This is a genomic window from Risungbinella massiliensis, from assembly GCF_000942395.1.
Lineage (GTDB): Bacteria > Bacillota > Bacilli > Thermoactinomycetales > Thermoactinomycetaceae > Risungbinella > Risungbinella massiliensis.
Map to the genome: position 1 here is coordinate 591,844 of NZ_LN812103.1, position 13,636 is coordinate 605,479.

Consider the following 13,636-nt stretch of genomic DNA (forward strand, 5'->3'; position numbering starts at 1 on the left):
GCCAATTGTTAAAACGACTTCTTCATGTGGTCGCCCAATACTTGAAAACAAAGTATGGGCGTCGTTTTCGTACAAGAAAAGAATTAGAGCGCTGGCAAGAACAAAAGGTGGAGAAGCACGTAACGTGGGTTCTAGCTCATTCTCCTTTTTATCAAGAATGGCTAAAAGATTACTCGATAAAAGATTGGCGACAATTTCCGATCATTAATAAGCAAATCATGATGGATCAATTTTTACAATTTAATACAGTAGGAGTTACCAAGGAGGAGGCTTTTTCTCTCGCTTTTCAGTCAGAGGAAACTAGGGATTTTTCTGGAAAAACGCAGGGGATCTCTGTGGGTCTATCATCTGGAACCTCTGGTAATCGAGGACTGTTTTTAGTACGAGACGAAGAGAGTTGGCAGTGGGTTGGAGCGATGCTAGCAAAAGTATTGCCAAACAGTATTTTCGGAAAGTGCCGAATCGCACTGTTTCTAAGAGCCAACAACAACCTTTATACAAGTCTTACGAGTAATCGAATTCACTTTCAGTTTTTTGACCTACTGACTCCTCTAAAAGAACATGTGTCCAAAATTCAGGAATATCAGCCAACTATTTTAGTAGCTCCACCTTCCGTTCTTCGGATGCTGGCCAAAATGCAGATGGAGCAAAAAGTAAATCTACATCTTCAAAAAGTGATCTCTGTAGCAGAGGTTCTAGACCCATTAGATGAACAATTGATATCTAAAGGATTTGGACAAATAGTTCATCAAATTTATCAATGTACAGAAGGATTTTTAGCAACTACCTGTTCGCATGGTACACTTCATCTCAATGAAGATTTGGTAGTGATTCAAAAAAAATATCTGGATCGGCAAAAACGAAAATTTTCCCCGATCATTACCGATTTTTGTAGAACTAGTCAACCGATTATCCGATATGGTTTGGATGATATTTTGACAGAGAGAGCCGAGCCTTGTCCTTGTGGATCAGTCTATACAGCGATTGAGCAGATTGAAGGAAGATGTGATGATTTATTCTATTTTCCACATCGAACAGAGCAACAAAATGTTACGATTTATCCAGATTTTATACGAAGGGCAGTTATTTCAGCCGATTCTAGGATTGAAGAGTACCGTGTTTTACAGTTAGCAGACGATGAGTTAGTGATTCAGCTAAAAGTTTCTGATTCGAACAAATTAGAAGTCCAGCAATTGATAGAGGAATCGATGAAAGCTCTGTGTGATCAACTGGAGTGTATATTACCAAAGATTAGATGGTCTGAATACGAGTGGCAAACGGGTGCCAAAAAGCTACGTCGGGTAGAACGGATGTACGGATGACTTGTTTACATCCGAAACAATGGTAGGAGACCGTAGAATTTCTAAGGTCTCTTCTTTTTTTGAGCGGAGGAGGAGGGCTAACAAAGCATATAGATGATGTGAATTTGATCCAAAAGAGCTATAGAAAAAAAGATGTTTACGAGTTAGACTATCTTGGACATCAGGTGCATCTGACATGATAGGGGATTGAACTTGGATAAGAACGTGAAAACTATCACATATAACTTATTTTTAATCAGCACCGATCCCCACTAGAAAGGACAATGAAGCATGAAAAAAACAGTAGCATTTTTATTAGCAATTGTACTATTACTTGTACCACAAGCTGTTTTTGCTCACTCCAAGTTAGTAAAAGCAAATCCGGCTCCAGACACGACTATTACAGAAGAAGTAAAGGAGATGCGTTTGGAGTTTAACACCAAGATTGAACAAGGTAGTACGGTCGCGGTCAAAGACGAAACAAATAAGGAGATACCTGTTCAAGTACAAGTGGCAGGAAATGAATTGGTAGCGACTACGAGTGATGTCCTTCCAAATGGAGCAATTCAAGTGCATTGGACTATCATTGGAGCGGATGGACATACAGTGGAAGGTGAATATCAATTTACAGTAAATCGCCCAGCTGTTGCTACCCCGTCTGAAGAACAACAGCTAATCGAGAAGACGGTACCAGCTCCACAAGTCGATCCTAATGAGACCAAGCAAATTGAAGAAAAAGCTACCATCTTACCTTGGATTTTGGGTGCTCTGTTGTTGGCGTTGATTATATTCCTGATAATTTTGCTAAAGGGAAAGAAGCGAAATAAATGATGATGCTTGTCACCATAACAGAACCTCTTCTTTATATAAGCTACGCCCTCGTCATCGGGGGCCTCTTCCTAGCAAGCCTACCAGAACAAAAAAAGCCACCTTTATCCATTCCAAATTGGTTGTTGCCTACTAGCATTATCTCCATCTGTTTATTTGGCTTGGGTCCTGTTATTCAAGTTTGGAGTTTCATCCCTACTGTAACAAAGAATAGTATCTCGATTTGGAGCTTTTTAACGGAAAATACACAAGGGCAAGCTTGGCTAGCAACTACCTTTGGGGTAATATTGCTCTTGCTATTTCTCTGGATGAATGATATTCATACTTCTCGTCCTACTGCTTTTCTCAGCTTGGTATGGGGTATGTATCTCTTGCTTTCCAATACATGGGCTAGCCATGGAGCGAGCTTAGCGACGTTAGGGTTGTGGGCAACCTTTTTTCACTTTTTAGCAGTATCGATCTGGTTTGGTATACTTCTATATATTGCTTGGTTTGGTTCTACCTCTGAGCGCTGGGGTAGTTTCTTGAAATGGTATACTCCCACTTCGATTGCTTGTATCATCACCATTTTTTTAGCTGGACTCATTTTGATGCAATATATTGCTCCTGAATATTGGAATTCTTGGCTATTACCATATGGAGAGGCTCTCCTCATAAAGCACCTTCTATTTGCGGTAATTCTTAGTTTTGCCATTGTGAATGCCTTTTGGCTTCGAAAAAAAGGCTCACTTAGTTGGCTACGTGCAGAGACGATAATAGTGGTACTGATCCTAATCGTGACGGGATGGATGGGACAACAAGAGCCTCCTCATGAAGTGCTTACTACACTGCAATATGTGCCTGTATCGCCTTTGTTTGAGACTGTTACCACACAAGATTGGAATCCACTGAAAGAAGTAACTCTCAGCTGGACTTCCTCTAGTATCCTACTTGCGGTAATGTCTCTTGGATTCTTCCTATTGATGATAGTATGGGTCTACCAAAAGAGATCTGCTTGGCTCTATCTATTACTTGGAGTTTTGTGGGTTTGTACATCGTTTTTGGCAATTTTATTCTCCATTACACCTCGCTAACGTCCCTCGCAAATAGGGGCGTTTTTTTGTGGTTAAAGTTGATGTCGGTTGACACTCAAAATAAATTTGATTAGTATCTAATTAGATGGTTATCTAATCGAAAGAAGGGATATGATGCAGCTTAAACGATTGGTAGCTTTTCACAAAGTGATAGCTGATCCCACTCGCTTGCGAATTTTGGTCTTGCTCGCCAAGGAGCCACTACATGGTCAGGCTTTGGCAGGAAAGCTAGGGCTAACTCCTCCCACGATTACACACCATATCTCCAAATTAAGAGAAATAGGCTTAATCTATGAACGGCGAGTAAAAAATACGATTTACATTCATTTAGATCCTATTGCGTTTCGGCGAGATGTAGAGGCAGTATTACAACTTGTCTTTCCTGATGAGCAAAAGGAGGTTTATATGACAGAGGAAAAAGAGCAATTAAGTGTGTTGCGGAACTTCTTTACATCTGATGGAAAATTGAAACAGTTACCTGGAAAGCAGAAAAAACGATTGATTGTATTGGAACACCTGATTCGTACTCTTCAAGTTGGCAAGAAATACACAGAAAAAGAGATTAATGAGCATCTTCAATCGTTTCACGAAGACTATGCCACGATTCGACGTGAGTTGGTCATTCATCATTTTTTCTATCGGGAAAATGGAATCTATGAGCTAAATCCGCCAGAAATGTGGAGATCGAGAAGCGGAATATAAATGAAGAGTGATTCCTAGCAATGAGGAAGTGAAAAGGGAGACATCCACCTGGATATAGCCGATTTATTTTGAAGAAGAAGTGGTGAAAAATAAAAACGATCAACTCATAAAAACATATGAGTTGATCTATTGTCTAGCTTTCGTTTTTTACAGGAATATTACGATAACAATGGACGTTGGCAGTAATAAGAGGATAAAAAATATCACAAGAGAGATTAGGAACGCAAATAGTCGAACTCCCTGTCTACTACGATAACTTCGCGGTCGAAAGTAGTGGATCATTGATTTCTCCATCTGATTCGCCCAATTGGGAAAAGAGAAGATCATTGCCCAACCATACAAAACAATTCCGAGCAAAATAATTAAAAATTGCATCTCAGTTCACTCCTCATGATGTGATTAGCGAACTGAGAGTTTCAGTCCGCCAGAGTACACTCAGCAAGGAAGTGCACTCTGGCAGACTGAAAGAGCCTGCTAGACAAGATAATAATAGATTAATTTATATTATCGGTAAATAATAAAAAGGCGATTTTTTTGAATTAAAATAAAACATTTCGAAAATAAAGGTTAGCTTCATTCACCTATTGTAAGAACGAAGCTATTTCTTAGCAACTATATGTAATAAGTGAATGTTTATTTTTATTCATAATCCTCTTGAAAAGACCTTTTTAGGATCCGTTTAAATCAATTGTTAACGTAAGGTGATGTCCTTTCGAATTTTAAAATAAAAGGACCAACTTATCCGGAAAAGGAAAGTTGGTCTTGTCTAACTTAGGAAATGTATATAACGACTATTTTTGGACGTTTTTTAACTGCATATGTTACACCTTTGATTACTAACTGTGTGGCTCTAATACTACCAAAATAAACAGAACTAGCTACGATTAACGCTCCTGCTGTTGTAGTTACACCCATCTCAGATCGCTCCTTCATGATGAAATTTAGCGAACTAAGAGTTTCAGTCCGCCAAAGAGCGTTCTCCATCGAAAACGCTCTTTGGCGGACTGAACGTTAGACTCTATGATTATACTGCGTATTGATTTCTATTTACATAGGTAATCTTCTAAATATTTTACAAAAAACAAAACTTAGAAAAGCCTTGCGTATATCGTTGTTATGGTGTATTAATTAAATAGTACACTAGTTATAAAGATGGCTGAGTGAAAAGGTGAGGAACAAGCAGATGAAGAAAATTTTTTACATTATGACACTCATTGGATGTGTTGGTCTTCTAAGAATCATTTTCAAAGCAGAATTATTTTGGGAAGAGTATAATATCTTCATTTTTCCGGGGATTCTTCTCATTGGAATAGTAGGACAACTAGTTTTGTGGAAAAAGATCAAACTAGACTACAACTAGATAAATGAGATTAAGAGAAATGAAATCTAATAAAAACCTACTAACCATGTATATTGTAAGGTTAGTAGGTTTTTTCTGGCGTTATATTAAGTTAGATGTATTTTGCTTAGATCCTTAGCATAAAAGCGAATCGCTTTTTGATAGGCTTGAATCGTCTGATCAGTAGAAGTATCTGCAAGTGATGTTAATAGAATTTCCATCGCATCCTGATGAGAACCAAGATTATATAATGCCATGGAGCGGAACACTTGAATCGCTCTGTGATGGGGGAACTGTTGCTGAGCTCTTGTCAGGATGTCAGCGGCTTTCTTGTATTCTCCTAACACTCGATAGGTGCTACCTAGACCTAACATGGCTTCTGGCAGTTCTGATTCGGGAAGTCCCAGTTGGATGGCGCGTTCGTAGAAAGGGACAGCCTCTTTTTCTAACCCCAAACTATCATGCAGATAAGCACACTGGATGAGAACTTCGGGATTACTTGGATATTGTTTTTGTAATTGGATGGCTAAGGATAGGGCTTCTTGGCGGTTACCTTGAGATATGAGAAGTTGAACCTCTTGCAAAGTACTAAGTGCTTCCCAATCTAATTTCCCTGCATTAATACTGGTAGTGGATTGTGTTTGCACCCATTCCATCACTACATCAGCAGAAAACTCCGCGATGCCTCCACGATACAAAATATCTGCATGTTCGAACTCAACAGCTAATCGATTGCGCACTGCGGGAATGGCTATACAACGCATATTAGCCTTCTTGGCTGCTATCACTCCAAAATGAGTATCTTCTAGGACAAGACATGCTCGTGGATCTACGCACAAGCGATTGGCAGCTTCTAGAAAGACATCTGGAGCTGGTTTCCCTTTTGCTACCTCTTCTGATGAGACAACGAGATCAAAACATGATGTTAGTCCTGTGATCTCTAGGATGTCGAGGATTACTTTTCGAGTAGAGCCGGATGCAATTGCTGTAGGATAGCCTGCATCCCGCAATTGCCGTAGGAACTTTTTCATCTCAGGAAAGACCACTGTCTTTGTTTTGGCTAGTTTTTGATAGAGTTGATCTACTCTGTCTACTAACTGTTGGGTAGGTTCTGTCAGTTGCGGATAACGTTGTTTCAATTTTTCTATCATGTCTTCCGTGCTTCGGCCCACGAATTCTTGTTTGGCCTCGAATGTGAAATCGTGGATCCCATGTTCTTTTAGTAGTTTACATTCGGCTTGAAAGTAGACAGGTTCACTATCAATAATGGTTCCGTCTAGATCAAACAACACTGCTTGAATTGGTGTGGTTGTCATCGGATAATAGCTCCTTTGTTTCATGGATAGCTGATTTTCGATAAAGGAGAAAAGCATTAGCAGATGCTCCGATTGCTAAGAGACTCGATACAAAATAAGAAGCAATAGGGCCTGCAAAGTCAACTATCCAGCATAGTACAAGGACAGAGAGTCCATAGGCAAGCAGACTCAGTAATCTGATAAATCATCGTTACGACGGAAACGATGTATAGAGAATCGGCGAGATTTGCTAATGTCTGACTAACCCATAGTAAATGGAAAGAACGGCTCATGTTCTAGATCCTCCTAGTGAATATGAAGTTGTAGTTTTGTTACTAGGAGTCGGTTTACAAGGGATTAGCCTCCAAAATGTTAGGATAAAAGTCAAATAACGAAAGGAGAGTTTCCTAAAAATGTAATTATGGTATATTTAAAACAGTCCCATTTTATCAAAATACAGACATAATTACAAAAGTCCTTATGTGTATTGCCAACATTTTGGTTGGGGAGATGGTAGTTACCCTACTTATTGGGGGTTGGATGAACAAGGAGAAGCTGTTGTAAGGACGGAGAGTAGAATAGATTCATTTTAAGATAAACCAAAATTTTATACGAAAAAAGCGCTACTTTTTCTATTAAGTATAGGAAATAATAGCGCTTTTTGTAGTGGTGAATAGTTTCTACTATGGATTACTACTCAAATGCTCATGCTTTAACTTCCAAAACCCATTACCATTTTTCACAAATACATTGGTTGCTCTACCGCTACCGGATCGAAATGCATTTTGATAAAAACCTTCCCATGTATAGGTATAAATACAAGTGGCGGAATTTTGAGCTACTGCGATCCACTTGACATCAGTAGCTGCATAAATCTCATCCTGTATCAAATTCCAAGCATTTTCAAAATAGCTTCTGATTTCATCTCTATTTACACAAGTTTTGTCGGAGAACCAATAAATTGCATTATCATCTAATACCTTTTCTACATTATCAAAATCATGTGTATTGGTAGCTTCTAAATAAGTTTGTAAAGCTTGTTGATAGTCTGTCATCTGTTTACTCCTTATTGTATTTTTAGAAAAATGCCTTCTTTTCGTGAATCTTTATGACTTTAATACAAAAAACATTTGCGGAGTAATTAGAATCATAATATAATTCTACCAATCGAATAGCAAGCTCATCTCTGGCCTAATGCCTGGTAGACCCATTGTGGCTAGCTGATTGCATTAGGCTAGGAGGACCAACATGGTTCACTCCTGGCTATAACCATTAAGGAGTGATGAGTTATGTGGAAAATTGGACATGATTTCAAAAATGATTTGTTGAAGAATCACCACGAATTATTGTTGCTATTCGAGAAAACGCAACAACTTAATAAAAGCAAGGTTTTCAGCATCGAAGACATGATCGAATTTTGCATCGACTCTGTAGATAAGGAAATTCGTCAGTCATCACTAAAACTATTAATCTTAAAAGATGGGAAAATTGCTCTAAAAACAAACCAACCATTGGCGTTCAATGAATTAATTTTCTTTTATCCGCGTGATATTTCACAAGGAACGCCGACTGAACTAAAAATTTTCCACAAAAATAGTTTTAGCTATAAATCAGATTCTAGAGCCAATTCCACTTTAATTAGCCAAACAGACATTCAGGATTACTCGGAAAAATTGGAGAAAAAACAAGATGACTATCTTCTCTACTACAAATTGTTGATCGAAGCAAAAAAAGCAGTGGCAGAAGTAAGAAAAACTGGTCAAATGACAGAAAGTAACAAATTAACATTAAAAAAACATGCTGCAGAAACTCTCTATATTTTCTTGCTTATACTAGAAGAACTAGCATCTGAGTTGAAATCGACTGGTGATATCTTGCAGTTCATTCAACGTGAAATTTCCATTTATTCGATTGTCTGGGTTCAACAAATGGCAGCAGGTTACTGCAAGGATGCAAAAAATGTACCTAGAAGCTTTGAGTTGAACAAACCACTTGCTAGAAATCATTTAACGATCCTTAACACGAAGGATAATAACAGCATTGGTGTAAATAAAGAAGATTTGCTAGATAAGATTACAACAATGGAACAAGTAAACAAAAAGATAAACACACTTTTCATGACCATTAATCAAAGTAATATTTCCAAAGCCCAAGAATACTATACTGATTTTGTACTCAATGGTGATTTTGGACTGCATTCTCTTGATGAGCTCTTTGCTATGTAAATCTAGAGAATGAATCAGGGTGTGCTACAAGCACATCCTGAATTTATGTAAACGTCTTTTTCTATCAAATACTCCTCCTTGCACTAATTATAAGGAGGTAATATCGATGACGACTTTTGGAGATTTAGAATTTCTCGCTACCTTTCTATATCATATTTTTGGAAAAGTGCATCCATTTTGTAAACCTTTATGACTTTAGCACAAAAAATCATTGCAGACTAATTAGAATCATAATATAATTCTACCAATCGAGTAGCAAGCTCATCTCTAGCCTAATGCCTGGTAGACCCTTTGTGGCTAGCTGATTGCGTTAGGCTAGGAGGACCAGTTGGTTCACTCCTAGCTATACCAATAAGGGGTGATGAGTTATGTTGAAAAATTTTCATGATCTCGTGTTGCTATTCGAGAAAGCGGAAACGCTGGAAAGAAGCAATGTGTTTCACATCCAAGATATGATAGACTTTTGCATCGACTCTGTAGAGAAGGAAATTTATCAGTCATCACTTAAACTGTTCGTTCTAAAAGATGCACAAATTGCCTTGAAAACAAATCAACCATTATATTTCTATGAATTCGTTCTTTTTTATTCACATCAGATATCATTAGGGCAACCAATTCAATTACCTACTTCACAAAAGAAGAATTTCCATTACAGCTCACATCCTAAGGCGAGTTCAACCTTAATTAAACAAGAAGGTATCCCGAAGTTATCGAACCTATTAAATAAGAAACAAGATGAATTTCTCTTCTATTACAAACAGTTGTTAGAGGCAAAAAAGGCAGTGGTAGAAGCAAGAAAAACTGGTCAAATGACGGAAGAAAACAAACTAACATTAAAAAAACATGTAGCCGAAACACTATTTATCTTTTTGCTTGTACTAGAAGATTTAGAAGCTGAATTGAAATCAACCAGTTCGATCTTGCAGGGGATCCAATTTGAAATTTCCCATCAATCGGTTCTCTGGGTTCACCAAATGGCAGCAGGTTACTGCAAGTATGGGAAAAATGTACCGAGAAGCTTTGAGTTGAACAAAGAGCTTGCTTCAAATAAATTATCTATTTTCAGCATAAAAGATAATAGGATTATTGAATTAAATAAAGCAGATTTATTCGAAAAAATCATAACGATGGAAAAAGCCCAGAACAAGCTGTACCACCTTTTCAAGACAACAAAGACGAATAAGATTTCCAAAGCCCAAGAATACTATACTGATTTGGTACTCAATGGAGACTTTGGACTCCATTCTCTCGATGAACTGTTTACTTGGTAAATTTAGAGAATGAATCAGGGTGTGCTACAAAGCACATCCTGTATTTATGTAATCATCAATTTATTATTTAGACATATCTAATGGTACGATTTATTCGTATAATGATTGTATCCCATAACTCCTCCTTGACCTAGTGGAATTCCTTTTTATGGATTCTAGTAGGTCAAGGAGGAGAGGTATAGCCTCCTTGCACTAACCATAAGGAGGTTATACCAATGAAGTTTGGAGACTTAGAATTTTTTGCTAGTCTTCCGGTGAGCTATCATTCTAGGGATTGGTTGATTCAGGATTATCATTATTTATTAGATGAATATTTTTATGGTGCAACACGATCGGAAATCAACACGGAACTACAAACATTGTTAAAAATTACAAATAATCTTCGTAGTGAACACTCTATCTATCATCTAAACAATTTTATTTTTGCATTTAATAATCCTAGAGACTTTGAGATGCCATCGTATCTAAATAATATCCCTAAATTAAGCAAGGGAAGTTATATTATTGCAGATTGTGTTTCGGAAACCATGAATTCGTTAAAGTTAAACGAAGTAAATGATCTGATAATTGATCTCTACCAAGAATCGAAGGAATTAAAAATAGATCAACAAGAAATAGGGAAACTTTATCGATATTTTATGGAGAATCAAAAAAAGGTTTTGGAACTGAAACCGAGTGGCGACCCTCAAGAGGACTTTGGGTACTTCATCTATTTAAATGAAATCCAGAATTGGCTTTATAAACACCAAATGGAACTGGAAGGGTATATTGAATTTTATGATACGCTGTTAAGTTATTTTGATAACTTTGAAACAGTCGTGTATTTTCCTACTCTCACTGTTCCGTTACAGTCTGGAATGAAGTTTGATGATAACCTCAATAAGTTACTGTCAGCACAACCATTGAACTTAAAGGGGCTTATCATTAGTAATGGAAAGAATGCTATCCATTACGACTTATATTACTTGGTTGATTGGGTAAACATGCTTTCCATCAAGTTGAAGGATATCGAAAAACTATCTGCTTCTATTTCGAAAGTGGAAGTGGAATTTCTTACTTGCCACTTACAACTACGTTAAAGAGAAATGATGATTCTTTTTAACAAAGGTGTATGTCCAATGATGGGCATACACCTATTTTATTTTAAGAAAGAGTTTGGAATGTAGTATAAAATTATAATATTTGTACATATCAAATTACGGAATGAACCCGTATAATAGACATTAGTCCAACTCTCCTCCTTGACCTAGTGGAATTCCTTTTTAATCGGATTCTAGTAGGTCAAGGAGGAGAGGTATTGCCTCCTTGCACAAATTAAAAGGAGGTAATACAGATGAAATCGTTTGGACACTTACATTTTTTAGCCTCTTTTCCAGTGAGTATGAAGTCATCGGAGTGGACAGTCGAGATATATGAGAAATTATTAGGAGAATTATACTATCGATTAACTCAAGAGGAACTAGCTTTAGAACTACGAGATCTTGAAAAGATTGCAAACCAGTTACGACAAGGGAACTCAGTTTATCAATTTCATAATCTGGTTGTGGGATATAATCTCTCTCAAACTGGGAATCGTTCTTCTTATATATCGCCGTATATCGAGCAAATACCGAAATTAAGTCACAAAAACTATATTAGAGCTGATTTTGATACTGAGTATCATCATGTCCTTCGAGTAGATGATGTAAATAACCTAATAATTGATAATTACCAAAAACAAAAAAATTTACGTCTAAATCAATTCAAAATAAATCTAAGCAATCGTGAGTTGGATCCGAAATCAACCATTCTAGACTGGAATCCATGTGGCGAATATGAAAAAGACTGTTATCATGTCGCATTTCTCCAACAAATTCAGAAATGGTTGATGAAACATTTGGTGGAATTTCGCGAGCATGTGGATTTCTATAAGAAAAACGTAATCGTACACTTTGATCAATTTGAACTCGTTGTATATTTCCCGATCTTAACTGTTCCGATGGAAAAAGGAAAAGATTTCAATGTAGCTTTGAATCTGGCAGTTGCATCGCAACAAGTGATAGGTACGGTACCAGCTTCAAAGCTTAGTGGGTTACTAATGGGGAACGGGAAAAATCTGATTCCTTACAGTAAGTTCAACTTCTTAGACTTAGTTGAAAAACTAGAAAATAAATTAATTATTATGGAGCAATTGATCGAAGCAATAACGGAAGTAGAAGTGAAGTTTGTAACTCATTATTTGTAATGTTAAAGAAGGTGTATATTCTTTAACAAAGGTGTATGTCCATTTATTGGATATACACCGTTTTTATTTTGTAGCCAATGGAAGGATCAGATATCTTGGAGTGTTTTTTCCTTACATTCAGCAATCACGCATCTTTTGTAGGTTGATAGTAACGCGCTTTTGACGGTTGAAAGTTGAATATACATAGCGTAATTGCAAGTAACAACATCACGAGTGTACCTACTATTACCACAATCTGAATCCCAATGAGCTCTGTCGATAATCCCACAATAATAGTTGTAATGATGATAAACAATGCTTCGATCCATCCGTATATACTTCCAACTCTACCCATTACATCAACTGGTATATTATTTTGATAAAAGGTCAAAAAGCCTGTATTTGCAAAAGCAAGAAAAAAGGCTAGAATAAAAAATCCGAAGGCTGCGATAAAAAAGGAGTTGGAAAAAGCATAGATGATATAACCGACTGATACAAATACAGATCCAAAGCCAATTAACCACGAAGTTTCTATTTTTGTTACAACAAGTGTGTTAACCATCGCCCCTGCAGCTATACCTACTCCAGCAATACTCACCAGAAAACCATAATCACTATCTGATAAATGAAGTACTTCTTTGGCAAACGCAGCTTCTAGTGAGTCTAGAGCAGTTGCCATCACTACTATCACACAACTAAATAAAAAGTAAATGAACATAATGTATGGGGATTTACGACTAAAGTTCCAAACAAGGAGCCAATCCTTTTTTAGTAGTTTCCAAGATATTTTGGTATGAGAAGTGTGATTGGTAAGAGTTTGTTTTTCAAGATCAGGCATGAACAAAGTAATGATTCCTGATACGAATAAGGAGATGGCATTCACGTAGATAGCTAAGATTGGAGAACCAGTTAAAAAAAGTATTCCTGCGATAGCTGGTCCAATTAGAAAAGCCCCCGATTGAATTACACTAAGGAGAGAGTTATACCGTTTTCTTTGATCAGATGGTATTAACTTGGTAATGTAAGCCGTGGATGCAGGTCTGAACATAGAGCTCGCCATATTGATTACAAAGACAATGCAGTATATAGACCAAATCGATGTAACAAATGGTAAAAAGACAATCCATATAGCTCGAAATAGATCAAGGAGGACCATTAGGTTTCGTTTGTTAAACCGGTCTATCATGCTACCTGACCAACTATTTGTAAATAATGAAGCCAATGGTTTGATGATGTATAGAGCAGATACAGCAAAAGGTGAGCCAGACATATCTAGTACCATTAGGTTTAGAGCAATGAAATAGATCCATTCCCCTAGGTTAGAGACTCCAATGCCAAATAAGAGAATAAAAGGGTATTTCCAAGACTTCATTAATTTTGCTCCAATCATATATTTCCC

Annotated in this window: 16 protein-coding genes; 10 read left to right on the plus strand and 6 right to left on the minus strand. The window is 37.1% G+C overall.

The genetic code is table 11. From position 1 onward, the window contains the following. The first annotated feature begins 5 nt into the window (after nucleotides 1-5). From VJ09_RS14125 to VJ09_RS14140, 4 genes are all read left to right on the plus strand, one after another. A complete protein-coding gene (locus VJ09_RS14125; RefSeq protein ID WP_044642296.1) occupies nucleotides 6-1,322 on the plus strand; it encodes a F390 synthetase-related protein in 1,317 nt (438 codons plus the stop codon). 270 nt (nucleotides 1,323-1,592) lie between these two features. Continuing rightward, nucleotides 1,593-2,132 (plus strand): copper resistance CopC family protein, encoded by a 540-nt coding sequence (locus tag VJ09_RS14130; protein ID WP_052807419.1) that lies wholly within the window; start codon nucleotides 1,593-1,595, stop codon nucleotides 2,130-2,132. Next, a complete protein-coding gene (locus VJ09_RS14135; RefSeq protein WP_044642297.1) occupies nucleotides 2,129-3,202 on the plus strand; it encodes a copper resistance D family protein in 1,074 nt (357 codons plus the stop codon). Before VJ09_RS14130 ends, VJ09_RS14135 begins: the two co-directional genes overlap by 4 nt. Before the next feature lie 114 nt (nucleotides 3,203-3,316). Then, a complete protein-coding gene (locus VJ09_RS14140; RefSeq protein ID WP_044642298.1) occupies nucleotides 3,317-3,904 on the plus strand; it encodes a DUF2087 domain-containing protein in 588 nt (195 codons plus the stop codon). 147 nt (nucleotides 3,905-4,051) lie between these two features. Here the strand turns inward: VJ09_RS14140 and VJ09_RS14145 are convergent, their stop codons facing one another. Then, the gene (locus VJ09_RS14145) at nucleotides 4,052-4,279 is read right to left on the minus strand and encodes a hypothetical protein (RefSeq protein WP_044642299.1); all 228 of its coding nucleotides are present in this window, start codon (nucleotides 4,277-4,279) and stop codon (nucleotides 4,052-4,054) included. Between the two features lie 396 nt (nucleotides 4,280-4,675). After that, nucleotides 4,676-4,819 carry a hypothetical protein gene (locus VJ09_RS14150; RefSeq protein WP_154662372.1) on the minus strand — a complete coding sequence of 48 codons (144 nt, stop codon included), beginning with the start codon at nucleotides 4,817-4,819 and terminating at the stop codon, nucleotides 4,676-4,678. Nucleotides 4,820-5,087: 268 nt separating this feature from the next. Here VJ09_RS14150 and VJ09_RS18570 point away from each other — a divergent pair, with 268 nt between their 5' ends. Further along, the gene (locus VJ09_RS18570; protein WP_154662373.1) at nucleotides 5,088-5,264 is read left to right on the plus strand and encodes a hypothetical protein; all 177 of its coding nucleotides are present in this window, start codon (nucleotides 5,088-5,090) and stop codon (nucleotides 5,262-5,264) included. An 86-nt stretch (nucleotides 5,265-5,350) separates the two neighbouring features. On the opposite strand, the gene VJ09_RS17730 is transcribed toward VJ09_RS18570, so the two are convergent. Then, the gene (locus VJ09_RS17730) at nucleotides 5,351-6,559 is read right to left on the minus strand and encodes a tetratricopeptide repeat protein (protein ID WP_052807420.1); all 1,209 of its coding nucleotides are present in this window, start codon (nucleotides 6,557-6,559) and stop codon (nucleotides 5,351-5,353) included. A gap of 119 nt (nucleotides 6,560-6,678) precedes the next feature. After that, nucleotides 6,679-6,831 (minus strand): MFS transporter, encoded by a 153-nt coding sequence (locus VJ09_RS18575; RefSeq protein WP_147635516.1) that lies wholly within the window; start codon nucleotides 6,829-6,831, stop codon nucleotides 6,679-6,681. Nucleotides 6,832-7,020: 189 nt separating this feature from the next. Here VJ09_RS18575 and VJ09_RS19195 point away from each other — a divergent pair, with 189 nt between their 5' ends. Beyond that, nucleotides 7,021-7,131 carry a DUF4241 domain-containing protein gene (locus VJ09_RS19195; protein ID WP_187118717.1) on the plus strand — a complete coding sequence of 37 codons (111 nt, stop codon included), beginning with the start codon at nucleotides 7,021-7,023 and terminating at the stop codon, nucleotides 7,129-7,131. A 90-nt stretch (nucleotides 7,132-7,221) separates the two neighbouring features. Here the strand turns inward: VJ09_RS19195 and VJ09_RS14160 are convergent, their stop codons facing one another. Then, complete coding sequence (locus VJ09_RS14160) at nucleotides 7,222-7,593, minus strand: YybH family protein (RefSeq protein ID WP_044642301.1); 372 nt, start codon at nucleotides 7,591-7,593, stop codon at nucleotides 7,222-7,224. 234 nt (nucleotides 7,594-7,827) lie between these two features. On the opposite strand from VJ09_RS14160, the gene VJ09_RS14165 reads away from it, so the two are divergent. The 4 genes from VJ09_RS14165 (at nucleotide 7,828) to VJ09_RS14180 (ending at nucleotide 12,258) form a co-directional block, all read left to right on the plus strand. Next, nucleotides 7,828-8,763, plus strand: coding sequence for a hypothetical protein (locus tag VJ09_RS14165; RefSeq protein ID WP_044642302.1), 936 nt, complete (start codon nucleotides 7,828-7,830; stop codon nucleotides 8,761-8,763). Nucleotides 8,764-9,131: 368 nt separating this feature from the next. After that, the gene (locus VJ09_RS14170) at nucleotides 9,132-10,034 is read left to right on the plus strand and encodes a hypothetical protein (RefSeq protein WP_044642303.1); all 903 of its coding nucleotides are present in this window, start codon (nucleotides 9,132-9,134) and stop codon (nucleotides 10,032-10,034) included. 215 nt (nucleotides 10,035-10,249) lie between these two features. Next, the gene (locus VJ09_RS14175; protein WP_044642304.1) at nucleotides 10,250-11,113 is read left to right on the plus strand and encodes a hypothetical protein; all 864 of its coding nucleotides are present in this window, start codon (nucleotides 10,250-10,252) and stop codon (nucleotides 11,111-11,113) included. Nucleotides 11,114-11,367: 254 nt separating this feature from the next. Further along, nucleotides 11,368-12,258: a hypothetical protein gene (locus tag VJ09_RS14180; RefSeq protein ID WP_044642305.1), complete on the plus strand. Its 891-nt coding sequence runs from the start codon at nucleotides 11,368-11,370 to the stop codon at nucleotides 12,256-12,258. 124 nt (nucleotides 12,259-12,382) lie between these two features. Here the strand turns inward: VJ09_RS14180 and VJ09_RS14185 are convergent, their stop codons facing one another. After that, nucleotides 12,383-13,627, minus strand: coding sequence for an MFS transporter (locus VJ09_RS14185; RefSeq protein ID WP_044642306.1), 1,245 nt, complete (start codon nucleotides 13,625-13,627; stop codon nucleotides 12,383-12,385). Between the last annotated feature and the right edge of the window lie 9 nt (nucleotides 13,628-13,636).